This is a genomic window from Nostoc sp. NMS8, assembly GCF_017115045.1.
Classification (GTDB): Bacteria; Cyanobacteriota; Cyanobacteriia; order Cyanobacteriales; family Nostocaceae; genus Nostoc.
In genome coordinates this window covers 1-21004 of record NZ_JABXKK010000128.1, presented here as the reverse complement: position 1 = coordinate 21004, position 21004 = coordinate 1, and the positions used below count along the sequence as shown (strand labels likewise).

At 41.6% G+C, this 21004-nt stretch carries 17 protein-coding genes; 8 read left to right on the top strand and 9 right to left on the bottom strand.

From position 1 onward, the window contains the following. Positions 1–16: 16 nt before the first annotated feature. Genes HWQ39_RS33770 through HWQ39_RS33755 form a run of 4 tightly spaced genes read left to right on the top strand, consistent with a single transcriptional unit; the run spans position 17 to position 3906 of the window. Entirely contained in the window at positions 17–976 is a 960-nt protein-coding gene (locus tag HWQ39_RS33770; RefSeq protein ID WP_292854592.1) for a glycosyltransferase family 10, read from the top strand. Between the two features lie 3 nt (positions 977–979). Continuing rightward, positions 980–1960 (top strand): Npun_R2821/Npun_R2822 family protein, encoded by a 981-nt coding sequence (locus HWQ39_RS33765; RefSeq protein ID WP_292854589.1) that lies wholly within the window; start codon positions 980–982, stop codon positions 1958–1960. Positions 1961–1963: 3 nt separating this feature from the next. Then, positions 1964–2854, top strand: a complete 891-nt coding sequence (locus tag HWQ39_RS33760; RefSeq protein ID WP_292854587.1) for an Npun_R2821/Npun_R2822 family protein — start codon at positions 1964–1966, stop codon at positions 2852–2854. Between the two features lie 17 nt (positions 2855–2871). After that, positions 2872–3906 carry an Npun_R2821/Npun_R2822 family protein gene (locus HWQ39_RS33755; RefSeq protein WP_292854585.1) on the top strand — a complete coding sequence of 345 codons (1035 nt, stop codon included), beginning with the start codon at positions 2872–2874 and terminating at the stop codon, positions 3904–3906. Positions 3907–3982: 76 nt separating this feature from the next. Here the strand turns inward: HWQ39_RS33755 and HWQ39_RS33750 are convergent, their stop codons facing one another. The 3 genes from HWQ39_RS33750 to HWQ39_RS33740 all read right to left on the bottom strand — a co-directional run bounded on the left by HWQ39_RS33750 (position 3983) and on the right by HWQ39_RS33740 (position 9244). Continuing rightward, entirely contained in the window at positions 3983–4357 is a 375-nt protein-coding gene (locus HWQ39_RS33750) for a hypothetical protein (protein WP_292854582.1), read from the bottom strand. A 29-nt stretch (positions 4358–4386) separates the two neighbouring features. Continuing rightward, on the bottom strand, positions 4387–6111 hold the full coding sequence (locus HWQ39_RS33745; RefSeq protein WP_292854579.1) for an AarF/ABC1/UbiB kinase family protein: 1725 nt from the start codon (positions 6109–6111) through the stop codon (positions 4387–4389). A gap of 523 nt (positions 6112–6634) precedes the next feature. After that, positions 6635–9244, bottom strand: a complete 2610-nt coding sequence (locus tag HWQ39_RS33740) for a M1 family metallopeptidase (protein WP_292854576.1) — start codon at positions 9242–9244, stop codon at positions 6635–6637. Between the two features lie 550 nt (positions 9245–9794). On the opposite strand from HWQ39_RS33740, the gene HWQ39_RS33735 reads away from it, so the two are divergent. The 4 genes from HWQ39_RS33735 to HWQ39_RS33720 all read left to right on the top strand — a co-directional run bounded on the left by HWQ39_RS33735 (position 9795) and on the right by HWQ39_RS33720 (position 14165). After that, positions 9795–11474 (top strand): DUF3352 domain-containing protein, encoded by a 1680-nt coding sequence (locus HWQ39_RS33735; protein WP_292854573.1) that lies wholly within the window; start codon positions 9795–9797, stop codon positions 11472–11474. A gap of 215 nt (positions 11475–11689) precedes the next feature. After that, positions 11690–12613, top strand: coding sequence for a class I SAM-dependent methyltransferase (locus HWQ39_RS33730; RefSeq protein WP_292854571.1), 924 nt, complete (start codon positions 11690–11692; stop codon positions 12611–12613). Beyond that, on the top strand, positions 12606–13574 hold the full coding sequence (locus HWQ39_RS33725) for a PrsW family intramembrane metalloprotease (RefSeq protein WP_292854568.1): 969 nt from the start codon (positions 12606–12608) through the stop codon (positions 13572–13574). The genes HWQ39_RS33730 and HWQ39_RS33725 overlap by 8 nt, the downstream gene beginning before the upstream one ends. Before the next feature lie 33 nt (positions 13575–13607). After that, a complete protein-coding gene (locus tag HWQ39_RS33720) occupies positions 13608–14165 on the top strand; it encodes a Uma2 family endonuclease (RefSeq protein ID WP_292854565.1) in 558 nt (185 codons plus the stop codon). Positions 14166–14256: 91 nt separating this feature from the next. On the opposite strand, the gene HWQ39_RS33715 is transcribed toward HWQ39_RS33720, so the two are convergent. The 6 genes from HWQ39_RS33715 to HWQ39_RS33690 all read right to left on the bottom strand — a co-directional run bounded on the left by HWQ39_RS33715 (position 14257) and on the right by HWQ39_RS33690 (position 20914). Beyond that, a complete protein-coding gene (locus tag HWQ39_RS33715; protein ID WP_292854562.1) occupies positions 14257–15129 on the bottom strand; it encodes a 6-carboxytetrahydropterin synthase in 873 nt (290 codons plus the stop codon). Positions 15130–15369: 240 nt separating this feature from the next. Further along, positions 15370–16071 (bottom strand): J domain-containing protein, encoded by a 702-nt coding sequence (locus HWQ39_RS33710; RefSeq protein WP_292854560.1) that lies wholly within the window; start codon positions 16069–16071, stop codon positions 15370–15372. Between the two features lie 15 nt (positions 16072–16086). After that, complete coding sequence (gene cysK, locus HWQ39_RS33705) at positions 16087–17049, bottom strand: cysteine synthase A (RefSeq protein ID WP_292854557.1); 963 nt, start codon at positions 17047–17049, stop codon at positions 16087–16089. A 338-nt stretch (positions 17050–17387) separates the two neighbouring features. After that, a complete protein-coding gene (locus HWQ39_RS33700; protein ID WP_292854554.1) occupies positions 17388–17825 on the bottom strand; it encodes an Rrf2 family transcriptional regulator in 438 nt (145 codons plus the stop codon). A 388-nt stretch (positions 17826–18213) separates the two neighbouring features. Next, positions 18214–19956, bottom strand: a complete 1743-nt coding sequence (locus tag HWQ39_RS33695) for an iron uptake porin (RefSeq protein WP_292854552.1) — start codon at positions 19954–19956, stop codon at positions 18214–18216. A 676-nt stretch (positions 19957–20632) separates the two neighbouring features. Beyond that, entirely contained in the window at positions 20633–20914 is a 282-nt protein-coding gene (locus tag HWQ39_RS33690) for a 4a-hydroxytetrahydrobiopterin dehydratase (protein WP_292854549.1), read from the bottom strand. Between the last annotated feature and the right edge of the window lie 90 nt (positions 20915–21004).

Sequence of the window (21004 nt, the reverse complement as noted above, 5' to 3'; positions counted from 1 at the left end):
ATGACTAATAACTAAAATGACTATTACAACTGTCGGAATGATTAGCAGCTATCGAGGTTTAGAAACTAGAGCCGATTGGCTATGGCAACAAACCCCCCATCAATTTGGAACTTGGGGCAATATACAAATGCAAGCACTAACAGCAAAACCAGATTTTCTGCTAATGTATCAATTTGATTTTCCCCAAGCAGTGCCACAAAAATCTTGGTTAGATAGTTTTCGCAAACGCCAGCAAAAACCAGTAGTTAATATTGATTCTCTACTGCGCGGCTTGAATAAAGAGCGGATTATTTATTTACTACGAGAACCGCCTTTAGATGAAATTGTAGAAGTAACTAATTATAATTATCAGCAATCACAGAAGTATTGCGGCTACATTTCTGGACCCGATGATTTTGCTCCCACCCCCGACTATATGCCTGCTATTTGGTATCACTCAAATTCATTTCAAGATTTGAATGAAATGCCACCGCCTCAAAAGGTTGCTCCATGTAGTTGGATTACTTCAGGAATTAGCCGTACTGCTAAACATCGTGAGCGTTTAGACTTTTTGCAGTCGCTACAATCTAGTGGTATTAAGTTTGATTTATATGGGCGTAACTTACCAGGATGGGCGAATAAATCGGGAGAGCTAGGTAACAAATGGTATGGCATGGCACCATACTATTACAATCTAGCAATTGAAAACTATGCTGATAATAATTGGTATGTAAGTGAGAAACTTTGGGATAGTTTGCTTGCTTGGTGTTTGCCAATTTATTATGGCGGCCCGGCAGCTGATAAATTATTGCCACCGGGTAGTTTTTTAAGATTGCCCAGTTTAGATGAAAAAGGCATTGCTTACATCAAAGAAGTGACAGCTACACCTGATGCTTGGTATGCTGCCAAAGATGCGATCGCAGAAGCACGTCAAATTATCTTACATAAACTAAATCTGCTTAACTGGTTGTCAAACTTTGTCGAACAACACTCATAAATTATGAATGGTATTTGTACCCTTGGCAATGATTATGTATTCGATCAGCTGGTAGCTTTGCTCAACAGTATTGATGTTATTTTGGGGACGGAAACTCCTGTTTGTATCTATCCTTTCGACGATCGGACACAGCGAATTGCTGATGAAATAGCTAAACGCCCTAATGTATTTCTTTACGATAATCAAGAATCAATCAACCGCTGGGATAAATTTATGCTCTCAGCAGCACCAGAACGATTGAATCGGAGTAAATCACGGTTGTATGGCGCTCACCGTCGTTTTTGTGCTTTTGATGGGCCATTCGATAAATTTATTTATTTAGATGCAGACACTTTGGTGATGAACTCTCTCGCGGCAGTGTTTGAAAAGCTAGATACTTATGATTTTGTTGTCTACGATTTCCAATTTAAAGACGTTAGCAAAATATATAATGTTAATTCTCCAAAATTACTAGAAACTTTTGAGCAAAAACGGATCGATTCCGAAATATTTTGCTCAGGTTTCTATGGCGCAAAACGAGGAATATTTAACTCACAAAAAAGAGATTTACTGATATCTTATTTAAAAAATGGGGAGGCAGAAATTTTGTATGGCGGTGCTGGTGAACAACCACTGCTCAACTACATGGTAATGAGGTCTAATCTTGCTATTTATAACTTTGCTCGCCAACTACCAGATAATGAAAAGACGGGATGTTCTGCCACATCTAAGCACTTTGAAGAACGAGAACACCTCCTTTATGATAAAGGTAATCTGCTAACCTACCTTCATTACATTGGTATTCCTCCTAATATTAATCAAGCAGTCTGCGCTGGAGAAAATATTGATTTTCCATATCGAGACTTATTTCTCTATTATCGTTACCTGCATGAGCCAGAGAAGCGTCCAGTATTTATAAATCCTCCTAGAAGTTATAATGACGCTCCAGTAACAAATTTACTTACAAGAGCTTTGCGAAAACTTAAGTTAATTAACCAAGGATAATTTATGAGTAGGGGCATTTATATAGTTGCCAATGATCGGGTTATCGATAATGCTATTGCTTTACTTAATAGCATTCGTTACTATGACCGAGAAGTTACCATTTATCTCATACCTTTTAATGACAATTATCACAAAGTAGCGGAACAACTTGTCACCTTACACAACGTCCAAATTTTTCCAGATTTAGAACTTATTGATACATTTACCAAACGAATCGGAGAAATTTTTGATCGCGATTTCCTTGCCTTACCCAACAAAATGCGTAAATTGGTAGCGTGGTTTGGGCCTTTAGATGAATTTATTTATATTGATACGGATATTGTCGTTTTTGAAAAAATCGCCGAGAATTTAGACAAACTTTCAGAAGTCGATTTCTTCTGTTGTGATTACCATCATGCTAATGACAAGCTGCGAAATATCTTTTCCCCATTTGTTAAAGAGCAGCAAATTTTTTCCGATGCCCAACTTCAAGATGTTTTCAACAGCGGTTTTTGGGCTTCGAGAAAAGGAATTATTACCGAACAACAAATGGATGAAACTTTGCGCGAGTGTGCAACGCATCGCGAATATTTTGATTTTTCTGAAGGAGTTACAGACCAACCAATTTTAAATTATCTTGTCCTTAAACTAATTGCAAAACGTGGAAATCTTGTCAAAATTCCTGGGGGAGGCCCTGGTAGTTGGGCAGGTTCGCAAAATTTCCAACAGCGAGAATATGCTCTTTATGACCGAGGACAGAGACTAAAATATCTCCACTGGGCTGGTACGAGGATGAAAACTGGTAGTCCCTATTGGCAATTGTGGGAACACTATCGCTATCTTCATGAGGGTAAATTTGCCTTCATCCCCAAACTGACTCGCCGTTTATTTCCCTTTGTTGTTGCCCGCACTTAATATTTAGGAGTATCCCTATGATTGATGGCATTTACATCCTAGCCAATGATGTTGTCTATGACCAATTGATTGCGTTGCTCAACAGTATAGAAGCTAATGCTGGTAGGAAAATTCCTATTTGTATACTTCCATATAATAATCGGTTAGACAAGGTAAGAGCAGAGATTGCATCTAGAGATAATATCACTTTGTTTGAAGATGCTGATTCCATCGCTTATTGGGATAACTTTGCTACTCAGATATGGAAAAATTATCCTAGAGCGCAAAAAACTTGGCGAGAGTGGGGCTTTCCAGAACTCTATGAGTTACCAATGCACCGGAAATTTTGTGCTGTGGATGGCCCCTTTGATAGATTTATTTATTTTGATGCAGATACCTTGTTAATGGGCCCCGTAGATTATGTATATGAAAAATTAGATAATTACGATTGGGTAGCCAATGATTTTCAGTATAAGTCTGATTTAAAATTTATTTTTGATGGTTCACCAGAGCTTATGCAGCAAGTTTTTAAATCAGATAATTTGCAATCTAAAGTATTTTGTGCTGGTTGGTTTGCCACTAAGAAAAATATTTTTTCTGCAACTGTCAGAGCCGAATTAATTGAAAAGTTAACAGCGGGTGAAGCTGATGTCATGGCTTTTTTAGCGCCTGACCAATCTTTATTTAACTACATGGTATTGAGAAGTGGAATTTCTTATTATAACTTTGCTTTTTATGACTGCGAACAGGCAACTGGTAATCACTGGAGTTCTCAATTTGATGTAGTAGATAATATTCTCTATGACCAAGGACGGCGGCTGACTTATATACACTATATGAGTATCAGTTCCTCAAACTTTACTCAACTTTGTGCTGGTGAAGATGTTAATATTCCATATCGAGATGTGTTTTTGCATTATAGGTATTTAAAATCGCCAGAGGAAAGACCAAAAAGTTTTAGGTCTCAGAGTCCGCTACTACGTCTTAAAAAGACTACTACAAGTTTTTTCAATCAGAAAATCAATAATATTAAGCTTAACTATCGTAATTTAAAGGATAGAATTACTGAATAAGTAAGCTTATTACGCTGCTGACAAATGTAGGTCTACAAAATGTTATAGCTGTGCGTGCAGATGCGCGACAATTTATCTAAGAAAAAGAATCTAAATCTAAAGATTGCATCCCTTCGCGTTCTATAAAGGTCATCATACTTCCCAACTGTAACCAAACTAATAAACAAGTAAAGAGACTAATCGGTAGACCGACTCCTAAAGCTAAAGAGGAGGGAAAGCCAAATATCTCTAAGCCTGAAGAGAGAAATAGGCAAGTACCGCCAGTTATGCCGATAAATGGTACAAGTAGTTGTTTCAGTGAAGAACGCGGTTTAGTATTTTCTTTACGCTGGCTTGGCCATTTCTGCACAATTAATTTTAAAGTGCCAGATAATGCTAAACCAGATGTTAATGCCGTCAGAAAACCAACCAGTAAGAGAAAATAAGGCGGTTGCTCAGGGAAATAGTACATGAAAACTCCTGATTTATATTAAAGATTTTTTAGTTTTTATTTGTTGACTGGGTTTCAGCAAAAGAGCCAAGTAATGTAGCTTTTGGGAGGATAGCAGCTGCACCCTCTCTGGATAACTCTGTTAAAATACCGATCGCTACATTTAATAAACGATCTGGTTTCAAGTCATCTTTAACCAGGTTCCAGAGGCGTTGGACATCTTCGGTGTGGAGGCGGTCATCTTCGGTGAGAGCAAGCACCAGCTGGCGCCGGAGAAACTTGCCTTCTTCCGACATTAAGAATTGGAATCCCATTTGGGCTGTGGGCAATACATCAAAGTTGTTATCAGTACGTGCGATCGCAATTAAATTCTCTAACCGCTGCCACTGAAATTTACCATCTTTGAACAATACATTCAATAACCGCCGCCGTAATTCTGGTGATTCCCCTGTCAGCAACCGCCGCGCTATGTAGGGATAACCCACTTCCACAATTTTGAAATCTGGGTTAAGGCTCAGGGCGATACCTTCTTGAGTTACCAGGGAACGAATAATCAAAGCAAACTTCGCCGGGACTCGGAAAGGATATTCATACATCAGTTCCGAAAACTCATCGGTAATAGTTTTGAAGTTAAAATCCTTGACATTTTTACCAATTGCGTTTCCTAGCACTGCTTCTAATGCTGGCACTATCGGACAAATATTCGTGTCTGGAGTCAGAAAACCTAATTTTACAAAGTCTTCGGCTAAGTCGGTATAATCTTTATTCACCAAATGCACTAGCGCATCCACCAGTGCTTCTTTGGTGCTTTCTTCCAACTGATCCATCATACCGAAGTCAATGTAAGCCATACGACCATCGGTTACAGCAAACAAATTGCCGGGATGGGGGTCAGCGTGAAAGAAGCCGTGTTCCAACAGCTGTTGCAATCCTGAAGTAACACCAATTTGAATGATTGCCTCTGGGTCTAAACCTGCTTCGCGGATGTGTTGAGTATCCGTTAGCTTGAAGCCATCAATCCATTCCAGGGTTAAAACGTGGGTATTGGTGTAACGCCAGTAAATACCTGGAACTTTTACTTGCGGGTCGTTGCGGAAGTTGCTGGCAAATTTCTCGGCGTTGCGGCCTTCATTAATATAGTCAATTTCTTCAAATAACTTTATGCCAAACTCGTCCACAATTAAAGTCAGGTCATGACCGAGATTTAAAGGTAGCCAAGGAGCTAGCCAACTTGCCGCCCAACGCATCAGATATAGGTCGCGTGTGATTACTGGGTGTAAGTTGGGGCGTTGCACCTTTACGGCGACTTCTTCGCCGCTAACTAGACGACCTCGGTATACTTGACCTAAGCTAGCAGCCGCTACTGGATTAGGTGAGAGTTCGCTAAAGCTTTCGTGAATGGGGCGGTCTAGTTCCGTTTCAATTATCTGGTAAGCGATCGCATTATCGAAAGGTGGTAACTGATCTTGTAACTTGATCAGTTCTTCTAAGAAATCTTTGCGTATGAGGTCTGGTCTGGTTGAGAGGGCTTGACCAACTTTAATAAAAGTCGGGCCGAGGTTGGTGAGCAGTTCTCGCAACTGGATAGCTCGTTTACCCTTGTTCTGCTCAACTCGATCTTGCCATTCGTCCCACTTCAGATTGAATATAAATCCTGCAAAAGAGGAGATAATTCTCAGCAGTCGCCCCCAGGCTAACCAGGGACGGTAACTATAGTAGCGAGCGATCGCATCTGGATTATAGAGTTTTAGCTGAGTAGGTTGATACTGACCCACGCCTTTTTTTGCCTCTTCAACTGAAAAATTTACAATGATTGTTTTTCTCTTGACTCACAAGTTAGTTGCAAGTTCAGGATAGCGGTAGTTTTTTATCTAAAACAACTAGAACTCTACCCTTTGGGGATAGTGTTCGAGCCGATCTTAGTATCTGTTACTGCCTAAGATTTGTTTATCTTTTTCTTAATTATACTTTATAAAACTACAACTAATTATCTAGGTTCTAGATGATTTTATCTTTTCTTAACTATCCTTTATAGAAATATAAATATTTGCTTATGTATACAAATTCAAGGAAGAGATGAGAACTCAGTAACCGCTTACAACATAAAGATCCCCGACTTCTGTCAGAAGTCGGGGATCTTGGTATTATGTTTATTTATACCCTGCCATTTAAGTGGAAAATACAATATTCAGTGTGTCCACAATAAAAATTACAACGTTAAGTAAAAATTTAGTAATTGGTAGTGGTTTCGCCCCAATTACCAATTACCAATTAACTACTTTTAATTATCATGTACTGCTATTTAGATTTGGCCTCCAAGTTTTCTAAACGGCTTCTTAATTCTTGGTTTTGTTGTTTGAGTTGGTCGAAATCTTCACGCAATTGACGCAGGGTTTTTTCTGAACCAATGTTCTTTTGTACCTTAGAGATTTCTTCTTCAGCAGAACGACGTACACGCCCATCAGCTGTTTGTTCAGCTAGCGATCGCAAAATACCCACTGCTTTGGGTGTTTCCATTTGTCCTAATGCTGCGGCTACGGCTATTTGGGTTAAAAAGAAGGTTTCTTTGGCTAGTTCTGTTAATTTTTCTAAAATCCGTTCCAAATTAGCCGGACTTTGACCTACAGAAATCTTTCCCAAAGCGCGAATTGTCGCTAACCGTAGGGGTTGTGGTACACCGAGTTTGGTGTATTCGATGAGTAGATTTAAAGCTGCTTCTGAGGTTTTGAATTCAGCTAAACCAGCGATCGCCCCACTCCGCACAACTTCATTCCAACCTGCTTTTTCTTCTAAAACTGATTTCAGCAGCTTTAATACCTTGTCTTCCTTGGGTTTGTCTTCCAAGTTTGCTGATGCGATCGCCCCAATTACACGAGAAGCAGCAGCTTCCACGTAATAGCTAGGATCGCCCTTTTGCAAGATTCCTCTCAAAAGTTTATAGCTTTCAGCAGTTTTGATTTGATTAAGTGCTTCCACTACTGATCGTCGGACGTAAGCATTTTTATCTTTTAATCCAGCGACTAAGGCATCAAAAGCTTGATCTAAATTGATTTTGGCTAGTTGCTTCGCCACTTCCACACGCACACCCCACAATGAGTCATTTTTGAGCGACGTAGATAATGATTTGATAGCTTCCAATCCGCCTTTTTTCGCCAAAGCTGTTGCTGCATAAATACGTGAAATCGGGTCAGGATCAAATTCTAACTGGGCTTTTAACTCCGCGATGGGATATTCTAAAGCTACTGTTTTCAGATAATTATTCCCAACATCAAAGCTGATAAATTGGGGCTTATTTTCCAGGGGAAAGTAGAAGCTTTGTTCGCGTTCATTCACCCGCACAGTAAAAGTAGTCAGTGCTGAAAATGAAGTGTTGGCTTCGGTAGATGAATCCTGCTGTACGCCAAAACCAATAGGTATTTTTAAATCAAATAAATCCTTACTGCCATTTTTACCTTCAGCAGCTTGGGTTTGAGTTACTGTTATTTTTGCCAAATTGGCATCCCCATCCCAAGAGTAAGCTACTTTAAAATCGGGATGACCACCACGATAAACGTATTGGTCAAAGAGGAACGAAAGATTACGTCCGGTAGCTTTTTCAATCGCTCTGAGTAAGTCTATTGTCTCTACGGTTTTGTGGGCATTATCTTGGACAAATGTTTGAATTGCCTGCCAAAATGATTCATCTCCCAATTGGGCCCGAATCATGTGATAAACACAAGACCCTTTTTCATAGATGTGGCGATCGTAAAGTTCAATCGCTTCTCGGTAAACGTGCGTTACCATCGGACGGCGATAACGGCTGCTATCTTCGCTTAAGTAACGACGAGCTTCCAATAAACGATAGTAAGCTGCTTCTGGGAGACTATATTCCTGTTCTGTCCACATCACCTCAGAATAAGAAGCCATCCCTTCTTTAATCCAAGCATGAGACCAATGCTTAATCACCACCAAATCACCAAACCATTGGTGCGCGAGTTCGTGGACAACTAAAGCTTCGGTGTTACGGTTATCTAAGGCGGCGCGTTCATCTAGCAAACATCTATCTGTTAACAGGGTTGTGGAGGTGTTTTCCATGCCACCAAAGATGAAGTCATCGACGCAAACTTGGGCGTATTTCGGGAAAGGGTAGGGATAACCATACTTTTGACTCAAAAATTCGATCATCCGGGGAGTTTTTTCCATGCTGCGTTTAGCATCTTCTTCCCGTCCCTTTTCTACATAGTAGGTGACTGGTTTACCCTTCCACTCATCCCGAATTTCCGCAAAATCACCTACTGCTAAAGTCATCAAGTAGGTAGGATGAACTTGTTGTTGTGACCAATGATAGATTTTGTAATCACCATCTTCTGTAGTGTCAATTAATTCGCCGTTGGAAATAGCTACAAGAGGGTTGGGAACACGGACACGAATTTCCGAAGTAGACAGTTGTCCTGGATAGTCAAAGCAGGGGAACCAAAAGCGAGAGTCTTCGTCTTCTCCCTGAGTCCAAACTTGAGTAGGCTTGTTTGGGTAGTGCTTGTCTGGTTGGATAAAGTAAATCCCGCGTTGTGGTTTTGCCACTGAGTAAGCGATCGCAATCAGCAAGCGTTTACCAACCTGGGTCGTCTCAGAAAGTTGAATGGAAAGCTGTTCCCCGTCATAGTCAAAATTTTGTGGCACTTCGTCCACCTGCACAGACTCGATATTCAGGTTGACAGCATCCAAAGTTAAACGATCAATGCCATTACGGATTGGTAAGAGGCGAATGCTACAACTGCCCTGATAGCTTTGCTTAGGAATATCTAAACTGAGATCGAGAAAAATATGCTCTACTTGTCCGGGGCGATCGGGGTTGTAGTGTGGTCTTGCTCCCGGTAACTCAAAAGGTTTGTGTCCGTTATTATCTGTATCAAAATAAGACTTCGACATTGATCCTTACTGACCTTGTAATCCTGAAAAGTCTGGCTTGGTTGGATGTTGTTAAGCTAAATAGCGGTATCTGTATTTCCCAAATTAATAGGGCATTATGGAGGTGAAAATTCACCTTGGGGATTGGGGGATTGAAATGTATCTCACCCTAACTTCCGAAGATCGGCTAGCGATCCTAGAAATTTTTCCATATCCCTACCGCATTTATTTTTCCTGATGTTCTGCACTTTTTGGTCATTGAGTCAAGAATTTCTTGCACCTCGATAAATTCTCATTAAGTACAAATACTCCTAATTATTCTTATAACTTAGGATAGCTTGTTGCTACTAATCAGGCTATTTTGTTTGAGAGGAACAGCATATCATTTGCGGATTTGCTCATTATCTCTTGGAATTATTTTTGAGAGTAATTCTTAGACTGCTAACTTATAGGACTACTAATTTTATCAGTAAATACCGATCAATGAGCGGAAAATATTAATAAATCCGAAAACTCTATAGTGACACTTGTATAAATCTCGGTGACAATCTGAGCAAAAGAGGATAACAAAATGCCTGAAAGTAAATCAAAATTTCTCATCCCTGCTGTCGGTGCTGCTGTAGTTGTAGTAGGAAGTATAGTAGCTTATACGTATTTTAAAGGTGGCCCATCGGGAGGTAGTTCAGACGCTCTAGGCAGTGCTAAGGTAGTACCTTCAACAGCATTGATGGCAACTTATATTACTACTGACCCTGAAGCTTGGGCAAAATTACAGCAATTTGGCACTCCAGAAGCACAAAAGTTAGTGGCGAAAGGTCTGGAAGATTTCAATAAGCAAATGTTCAGTGATAGTAACGTTTCTTATGAAAAAGACATCAAGCCTTGGGCTGGTAGTGTGATGATTGCTGTACTGCCACAAAATCCTGTAAAACCAGCACAGTTAAATGTACCCTCTGGCTCACCTAATGTACCAGCAAATTTACAGCAGGAACCTAATATTCTGATAGTAGTGGGAATCAAGGACAAACTCAGCGCGTTGAATTTTGCTAACAAATTGAAGTCACAAAAAGGGGTGAAATTACAAGAATCTGACTATCAAGGTCAAAAAATTGTCGAAACTACCCAAAATGGCAAGCCGACGTATAGCGTAGTTTTAAATAATAGTCAGCTGGTATTAGCCCCCGAAAAGCAAGCTGTAGAAAAAGCAATTGATACGTTTAAAGGACAGTCTTCTTTCGCGAGTAAAGAAGGTGCTAGCAGCATTCTGAAAGGAGTGGATGTTAAAAACAGCCTTGCCCAAATTTATGTACCAGACTATGCCGGAATGGTACAGCAATTAGTAGCTGCAAATCCGCAGGCAAAGCAATTACCGCCACAAACCTTGACGCAACTAAAGCAGATCAAATCTGTGGTAGCAGGTATTGGTGTTGATGATGCCGGAGTGCGGGTAAAAGCGATCGCTAATTTAGATCCGCAACTAAATAAATTTCAGTATCAATCAAGTCCTGGGAATATAGTTGGGCAATTTCCGACTAATACCTTTGCTCTGATTAGCGGTAATGGCATCAGCCGTAGCTGGGAAACGCTAGTGGAACAGTCAAAAGATTATCCAGAAATGAAGCAAGCTCTGGAACAAGCGCGAGGACAACTGAAACTCGTGAATATTGACCTGGATAAGGATGTTTTTGGCTGGATGAATGGCGAATTCGCCCTTGGTGCGATTCCATCAAATCAAGGAGTATTAGCGAGTGTTGGTTTTGGCGGTGCTTTAGTATTTGATACTAGCGATCGCAAAACAGCCGAAGCCACCTTGACAAAATTGGATACCCTTGCCAAAACCCAACAAATCAACATCGCCAACAGAAATATCGGCGGTAAAGACGTAACAGAATGGCAAATCCCCCGACAAGGAGCTTTATTGGCACATGGTTGGCTGGATCAAGATACTCTATTTGTCGCTCTTGGTGGCCCAATTGCTGACGCAGTTAGCGATCGTAAAAATCCATCCCTTGATACTAGCGACGCCTTCAAAGCCGTTACTGGTTCTTTGCAAAAGCCCAACGGCGGCTATTTCTATCTGGATATGGATAAAACTAAAACTGTGCCCCTGATCAATAGTTTTGTATCATCTAACACCGATACCGTTACTATTCTGAGTTCTATTCGTGGCCTTGGTTTTACCGCCAATAGCCCCGATAAATCTACCAGTCAATTAGAGATGTTGTTAGCTCTCAAGCCTACGGCAAAATAGGGTATTGGGCATGGGGCATTGGGCATTGGGCATTAAAAAGAGGCAGATGGGCGAGGTGCTGCTGCTTGCTGAGAGGAAAACTTTTCTCCCCTGCTCCTTGCTCCCTGCTCCCTTGCTTCTTCCCCAGTCCCCAGAATGTTTTTCAATTTGCATCTAGACTGGCCTCCAGCAACTATGTCATAAGTAGAAAAGGCTCTTCAAATGCAAACTGATTTATGACTGCTGCTGTAAACACTAATCCTGGTTTAGCTTCCCGCTTGGTAAATGGCATACTGGCAATCCAGCCTTTAGCTAACCTAGCCAAGCATCAAGCTAGACAAATGATGATTAAACGTGCCGAAAGAATTGGTGTGCCTTGGACGCAAGAAGTCAAAACACTACAGGCGCTTGATTGGAAGGACGATCTCGCTCAAGTAGAAAATCTTCAGCTTTCCTACCCCGATTATTATGTAACCTCATTCCATGCCTACGAAACTGGAAATCTCAGTTGGCAAGCCGCTTTTGAGGTAGAACCGGCTGCTTACGCTGTCCACGCGAAGATTTGGCAGGATGCTGAAGAAGCCCAAGGCGATCCTATGCTGCGCCAGAGTTACCACAATATCCTGAAAAATCAAATTCCCAACGAGCCGCGAGACATCTTGGATGTCGGGTGTAGTGTCGGCTTGAGTAGTTTTGCCTTACAAGCAGTTTATCCCCATGCCAAAATCACTGGTTTGGATTTATCTCCCTATTTCTTAGCCGTTGCCAATTACCGCGCTGGGCAACGTCAAGCTAATATTAACTGGCTTCATGCCCAAGCGGAATCTACTGGGCTACCTGATGCCTCTTTTGATTTAGTTTCTATTTTCCTGATGTGCCACGAATTACCCCAAGGGCCAACCCGACAAATTTTAGCTGAAATGCGGCGCTTGCTGCGTCCAGGTGGCTACTTGGCAATCATGGATATGAATCCCAAATCTGAAGTTTACAAAAAAATGCCAGCCTACATTTTGACTTTGCTCAAAAGTACTGAACCATATTTAGATGAATATTTCGCCTTGGATATTGAGCAGGCTATTGTTGAGGCTGGTTTCCAAACTCCTACTATCATCAACAACACCCACCGTCACCGTACAGCGATCGCTCAGGTGAGTGGTTGATTTCTCTCTACTGTTGTGGGCAGTAATACCACCCTTGCTGCTGCTAGGCTACTACTACTGTCGAGTGCCATTTGCCCCACCTTTGTTAAAGTTACTGATGTTCTTTATCATTGGGGCAATATCTGGGATCTTAGCCCTTAGCCTCGAATGGGTTTTTGAAACTGTAGCGAACTATTTTGTAGACTGGCAACAGTTCAAACGTTGGCTTTCTGGTATAGCCTTGCGGCAGCTTGTAGAAGTAGGCACAATTGAAGAAGGCTGCAAGTTAGCTGCGGTTTTTATCCCAACCTACTATCTCCAACGCAAGTATCGATTACTTCACTCGACGGTTTTCCTCTTCACCATCGCCGTTGCCCTTGGATTTACTGCCGAAGAGAACTGGATTTACCTTTTCCACGATACCGCATCAATTCTTGACCGGGCTATTAGCACGCCAGTCCACGCTATGTTCTCTGCTCCTTGGGGATATGCTTTAGGAATTTATATTTCCTCCAATACTCGGTTAAATCGAGACAAGAAGTTTATTTTTAGGGCTTGGCTAAATTCTGTAATCTGCCATGCCTTAGTTAATGTCTTATCTAGTGCTTGGCGTTACTCACTACCCCTACATTTCCTAAGTTATGGCTTATTTCCCTTTCTGTTGTGGATGTTTTGGCGACTAGAACAATTACTGCGAAAAGTACAGGGTAAAGCTGTAATTACCCTGATTTCAGATCGTATACCTCAGCGCCGTTACTGGCAGAGGAGTTTAGTACTGTTTGCCCTGGTGCTGGGTGGAAATGCTATTTTTGGTCTGTTTTTCTTAGCCAGGACTATTAGCCCTTTGAGTCCGTCGAAGCTTTTTGAAAGTGATATTTTGTGGTTTATATTTAGTCGCTTTTTACTAAATCTCTTTTTTGGAGTTTTAGCTTGGGGCATTTATCGCTATTTGCGACATTCCGCCCGTCGTCGGTATTTTTAAAAGTATGATTTAAGAAAATGCTAGGGGGTTTCTATGCAAACAACTCCAGTGCGTTGGACGACTGCTGACCTAGAGCTATTTGCTAGCGATCGCAGAAATCGCTATGAGATTATTGATGGAGAACTATTTGTGACTAAATCACCTAGTTGGGATCATCAAACGATCTGTGGCAATATTGTTACAGTTCTTAACAATTGGTCAGATGAAACTGGTTTAGGTAAAGCTGCGATCGCACCTGGAATTATTTTTTCAGATTCGGACAATGTGATCCCTGATGTGGTGTGGGCAAGTCATGAGCGCTTAAAAAACTTGCTAGATGAAGCTGGACACCTGACGGGCGCACCGGAGTTAGTTGTAGAAGTTCTCTCACCCGGCGAAAAAAATGAGAAACGTGACAAGGAAACAAAACTAAAGCTGTACTCGGTGCAAGGGGTTCAAGAATATTGGATTTGCGATTCTGTACAGAAGAAAGTTGAGGTTTATCGACGTGAACAGGCTGCATTAAAGTTAGCAGCTACTTTATTTAGTCAAGATGAATTGACAAGTCCTCTGCTACCTGGTTTTAACTGCTTAGTTAGTAAACTTTTCTAACTGGGCATTTGGAGTGAGGGAGTTGGGAAAATGATTAATAACCAATGCTCAATGCCCATTTCCCTATGTCCAATGCCTAATTTTCAATTAGCTAAACTCGTGCTAGTGTTGGCTGATTTACGGCTGTACTGGCTGAAGTTGATTCTGACTCAGTGCAATAGATTTCGCAAGAGTTATTGGGACTTTCAATCAGTTTTACTTTGTAAAGTTTAGCTCCCAATTCTTCAATAGGCGATCGCAGTAAATTACTAATGTAAAGTGCGATATTCTCAGCAGTGGGCACAACTTCGGCAAAGTAAGGAATGTCTTTGTTTAAAAAGGTGTGATCGAATGGCTCTACCACATAATCTTCCACCACTTGATTCAATGCACCTAAATCAATAATCATGCCAGTACGCGGGTCAATTTTCCCTTTGACAGTGACTTCTAAATGGTAGTTGTGTCCGTGACCGTGAGGACGAGCGCACTTACCATAAATCTCAGTGTTTTCTTCGTTACTGAGGTTAGGATGAGCTAGCCGATGGGCGGCGCTAAAGTGAGTACTGATGGTGAGGTAAGCTTCCATTGCGTTTCCCATATAATCTGCCCAAAGTTCAGGATGTTCAAATAACTGCACACGGACTAGAGGCAAGTGTGGTGCTAGTCGTTGCCAGATAATCCGTGCAATATTCTCAGTAGTGGGCAGAGTTTGTTGAAATTCTGCCCACGCATCGTTGAGATAAGAGAAGTCCAATTGATTAGTAACTTCCTGTTTAATTACGTGTTTCACATCAGACAAGTTCAGCACCATGCCATATTCATCCAATTCCCCAGCTAGGGAGATGAACAAGACATAATTATGTCCGTGTCCCGGAAATCTAGAGCCAGCACCAAATTTCTCAATATTCTCGGCTTCACTCAGTTCTGGCAACCAATAGCGATGGCTTGCTGAAAACTGGGCGCGGCGATTAACAATACATGGCATGAGTACACTATGAGCAGAATTTAAAATTTCTTAACTTTTTTCTGTTTCCAGCATAAACTAATTTCTTAGTCATTCGTCATTGGTCATTAGTCCTTAGTCATTAGTCATTGGTCGTCCAGCGAAATTGACTCATGCCCCTCAAGAGTGCTGAGTGGGGAATCTCGCTTCTTTACTCAGCACTGGCTCAACCCTAGCTATCCGCTAACCGAACTTGGAACTATTTTGCCCAATGCCCAATAACTATGTAACAGACGCTTGTGCTTCACAGTGTAATCCCGTAGCTATGCGGAATAGTTCTTGACCTGTGTGTAAATAACGCTCATCGTAATTCAAAGGAAAGTAACCTAATTCATCGAGTCCATCTGCTACTTGATCGAGGCTATAGTAAAGATGAGCCGCCGTTCTTGCTAAACTAGGGGGATTCGGCAGGGAGCGAAAAGTAATTTGTGCCTGCTTGAGGTCATCTCGACAGGCTTGTAAGTATTGCTGAAATTCATCTAACAACTCATCATCAAAGGGATCAGCCGCTAATTGATCCATTTGTTCTTCTAACGAATAGAGAATGTTACAAAGTAAGCGATTAACTGGTTGGTAAACTTGGCGTAGCCATTCTTCAACTTGCTCGTCAACATCCCGTCCAGTTTTTCGTCTTGTCTGGTAATGATTTTGTGCTGATGCTGTACGCTGTTGACGATCACTATTTAATTTTTGAGGCTCATATTGCAGTTCTTGGTCATAATTGCGGCGATTTTGGTTATCGCCTAAGACCTCATAAGCTGCATTGATGCGGATAATTTCCTCGCGATCGGCTGTATCCTGATTACTGTCAGGATGAAATAATTTAACCAAGCGGCGATAGGCTTGTTTAATCTCCGCAAGGCTTGCACTTGGACTAACTTTGAGAGTTTCGTAATGGTTAGAAACGTGCTTAGAATTGACCATTAATTCAATGTAGCGTTAACTAACGCTAGCGGCTAACCTTGCATCCAGGTCTTGGAACAACGGTGTACTTAAATACCTCTCACCAAAACTGGGCTGAATCATCACAATTAAACGCCCTTTGTTTTCTTGACGTTGGCCAAGACGAATTGCTGCACATAAGGCGGCTCCACTGGAAATACCAGATAGTAGCCCTTCTTCTTTTGCCAAACGCCGACTGTAGGCGATCGCTTCTTCATCGGTGACGGTAATCACTTCATCAATCAATTTTATCTTTAACACTTGAGGAATAAACCCAGCGCCAATCCCCTGAATTTTGTGGGGGCCAGGTCGTCCCCCAGATAAAACTGGGCTATTAGCTGGTTCAACTGCGATCGCTTTAGAACTAGGTTTGCGTGCTTTAATCACTTCTGCGACACCACTGATCGTACCACCTGTGCCCACTCCCGCCACGATTATATCTACCTGTCCATCAGTATCTTCCCAGATTTCCTCTGCGGTAGTTTCCCGATGCACTTTTGCATTAGCTGGATTGCGGAACTGCTGTAACATATAAGTATTTGGCGTAGTATTAACCATTTGCTCCGCCCTCTGAATTGCTCCACTCATGCCTTCCATTCCTGGCGTTAGTTCTAGTTCTGCTCCATAAGCCCGCAACATTGCTCGTCGTTCTGCACTCATTGTCTCCGGCATTGTCAAAATTAATCGATAACCCTTAGCTGCTGCTGCCATTGCTAGGGCAATTCCTGTGTTTCCAGAGGTGGGTTCTACCAATACTGTCTTCCCAGGAGTAATTAGTCCGTCTTCTTCTGCGGCGTTAATCATACTCACCCCAATCCGGTCTTTGACTGATGCCGAGGGGTTCATACTTTCCAACTTCACCACAATTTCGGCAACACATCCTTCTGTTTGGGGAATGCGGTTCAACTGCACTAGAGGTGTACGACCAACCAGTTCTGTAATGTTACGAGCTATTCGCATAATTTAGTCCTTAGTTATTAGTTATTAAGTAGCCATCATGAACTGCTTATACCAGAACCGATGAAAGAGAACTGGGACTAGTATTTTTTACTCAGCACTCAGCACGGGCTAAACCTTAGCTATCCGCTAACAGCACTCAACACTTTCAAGTCAGGTGGGTATTAATAATGAAAGGTTTGTAATTAGCAGCTACAGCCTATTTTCAGGCGAAAAGCCGCTTACTACGAGCTAATTTAATTATATTTACATTGCGTAACATAGTTTGATTTATTCCTACCCACTTACTTTGTTATTAGTCATTAGTAATTAGTCATTAACAAATGACCAATGACCAATGACTAAATGTAGTACATGATATCCAACTGCCGCCGCGAATCTCGTTTTTCACAAAGATCCTGGAGTGTATATTTTTGCAACACTGAATTTGCCGCGCGACTTGCTTCCTGCCAAATTTCTTCTATAACCGAACTGTCTAGCGTTTTGGGATTAATATTTTCTTGACCAGTACCCGCCTCCAAACCTTCTAAACATTCTAAAATCTCAAAAACGATGATTTTCCGTGGTTCTCGCGTTAACAGATAGCCACCTTTTGATCCGCGCTGACTCTTGACTATACCGCCACGCCTCAAGGTTGCTAGTAGCTGTTCTAGATAGCGATCGGGTATGTTTTGTTGTGCTGCAATTTGTCGAATTTGCAGCGGTTCGCCACTTTCGTAATGAGCGGCCATTTCTAATAGGGCGAGAATTGCGTATTCCGATTTACAAGATAGTTCCACAAGCAGCAATAAGTTAGGGGTTAGGGTTTAGGAATTAGGAGTTAAGAGTTAGGAGTCATTTAATTTGGATTTCAGATTTTTCCTTCAATCTAAAATCCAAAATTCAAAATCTAAAATTGCCAGAGTTAGGATATAACACAATATGTAACTTTATACCGCCAACCTAGCTCAGAAAAAGTTGCTCACGGCGTAAGTCACTTGTAGAGTGGGCATTACAATTACCACCCTACTCTGGTCTATTCATATAAAACCCGTCATAACTCCTAACTTTTTCTAGTATACTCCGGTTAACTACTGGGGATTATCCATTACTGCTACTGAAAATAAAAAGCCCCGCCATGAGGCGGGGACAAATAGATTTAAAAATTGCTATTGCATAGTCAATACTCTAGAAGGTGAAAGTTGTTCTGAGTGTACCGATAATTGCATCGTCGTTATTGCTGTTTTGACCAGGAGAAGTCAACCAAATTACACCAGGGGTAATGGAGATATTATCCGACACACGATACTTGTAGAAGCCTTCAAAGTGGTAGGGTATATCATTACCAACAGTACCTACTCGGTTAAAGGAATAGGGTTCTGCACCAGCAAAAACACCTAAAACGTTACCTTTTTTACCAAAATCAGGTAAGGCTACTCCTAAACCGTAGCTCCAAGCCTCATAATCATCACCTGCACCAATGCCCGTGACATCATGGTAAGAGACGAATCCACTAATTGACAGCTTGTCGCTAGGTCTAAAGGCAGCTGACACACCGTAGGAATTACTTGAAGATGGGCTGATAGTACCTGTTGCAGTATTACCTAAAAAGTTAGCTTGTCCAGTACCTACATCAAAAGCTCCAGCAGTTCCATTTGAAGCAGAATCGAATAAAGCACCACTAGCGCTATATCCGTGAACATAGGTAGCTGCTAAAGCCAAGCGATCGCCAACACTGAAGTTCAACTGTCCTAAAGCAGCATAGTCACCGTTGGTCAGACCTGAACCAAGACCAGGGTTATTAGATTCTGATGCCAAGTAACCCGCAGTGATTGAACTATTTCCTAGTATGCCGCCACCTTTACCAAGTGGTAAATTGAGCGCTATACCGGCACCGCCACCAATACGATAAATGGGACTTTCAGAAGCAAAGGTAGATAAAGCACCGTTACCGCCGTCAGTGTTATCGAAAAAGTAAGGATTGTTGACAGCAGCATAATGGCTATGCCGTCCGCCACTAGCTGCGAGGTAAACATTGGCTGGTCCAATGGGAACTTCATAAGTCAAGCGGTCTATACGGACAGCGTTGTTACCAGCACCAGCACCAACTTGAAATGTTTGTCTGCCTTCTGCATCACCATTGAGAACATTGACAGGATTACCAGCGTTATCTGTTAGTGCAAAGGCTGCTGCATTACCGGCTGCTAGACGTGTGTGCAAAACGTCTCTACCAGTGAAGCTGGTTTGCAAGTCCAAACGTACCCGATCTTGGAAGACAGTATTATTGTTATCACCAGTGGTACCGCCAAACACATCAGTAACACCAAAAATGGCTTCACCGACTAATTTTGTGGTAGTGGAGAACTGATTAGCTTCCAATTCAGCAGTCCGCGCTTCTAGAGAATCTACGCGACCGCGTAGAGTTGCCAATTCTGCGGAAAATTCTTCTTGTAACCGCTGCAAGGTAGCTAAGTCTTGCTTAGTTACCAAGTCAGCTGTAGCTGTAGCAATTAATTCGTTAACCCGATCCAAACAGGCATTTAAACCAGCGGCAAATTCATAACGGGTCAAAGCACGATTACCGCGATAAGTAGCATTCGGATAACCTGCAATACAACCATAGCGCTCAACCAACGACTGTAATGCTTGGAATGCCCAGTCGGTAGGTTGTACGTCAGAAAATTGCGAAACTGATGTTACTTGAGACTGAGAATTATTTTGGTTGCCTTCGTTGCTGTAGCGATTAACTTGATCTATCGTTGTTTGAGCCAATATTTCTGGCTGTTGGGCAACTTCAGATACACCTGGTTGTTTAGCTGGTGATACTTGAGTAGTTGTGCTTGGAGCCGCCATTGCTGTTGTCGAAACTAACAATGTTGCTCCCAAAACTGCTGGGCTGACCACCAAGGATTTCCACAATAGATTAGACATCTTCACTTTACTCCTCACACCTTGTTTAGATAATTGGTTTCGTTGCACTTAATTCTCAAAAATGCGACATTTTATTGAAACCTGTGGATGAGGCATAGTTGCCACTAGTACAATTCTAGTTTTTGCAAAGCTAATAAACGATTAACTAGGGGTTAAAAACTGATGTGATTAACTTATGCAAAAACATATCTTTATATCATAACATTATAAAACATCTGATCTAGATAGCAAGATTGGAGCGATCGCCTTAATAACTGTCACATCTACCGATCTAAATATCTAAGCTGGGAGTAGGTCTAGGGCATTCGCTCCTCCTTGGCTAAATTTGCTGAAAGCTTTAGACACTGAGTAGCTTCTCATCAAAGATCACTAATTCTACTTAGACTTAGCATAAACCTCACCTCAGTTAGAAGACAGTGCTTTGGCTATATAACTATATGCAAAGCTTCTCACCGAAATAGTACCTCGGCTTAGAGTAAAAAAAGTAAGGGACTTACAAATAAAAAATATCCAATTAACTCTTGTGGGGGTGGGTGTCTCGCCCGCACTATGGAATGGGCAGGCAAGATGCCCACACACCCCACAATATTATTGGATAATTTATTTTTTAAAGTTCCCTAATAATCGCACTGGCTCAACGCCCCGCTAACAGTACTCAGCACTCAACACTCCTGAATTAGTTGATTTGGGAAATCGCCCGCGCTACATCAAAGTCTGGCTGCGTCAACCCACCTGCATCATGTGTTGTGAGTATAATCTTCACTTTGTTGTAGGAAATCTCTATATCTGGATGATGTCCGGCTGACTCAGCTGGCTCTACGAGTTTATTGACAAACTCAATTGCTTCAATAAAATCTTTGAATGTGCGGGTAATCTGCAATTTGGAGTCTTTAACAGTCCAATCAGCCAGAACCTTAGCCTGTTCTTGAATTTCTGCTTCGGTGAGTAGTTGTGCCATATCGAAAAATTTCTAATTATATAGTTGTATATTTCTAGGACTTACGCATTGACAGAATAACAAAATAGTGAATTCATAAATAAGGGTCGT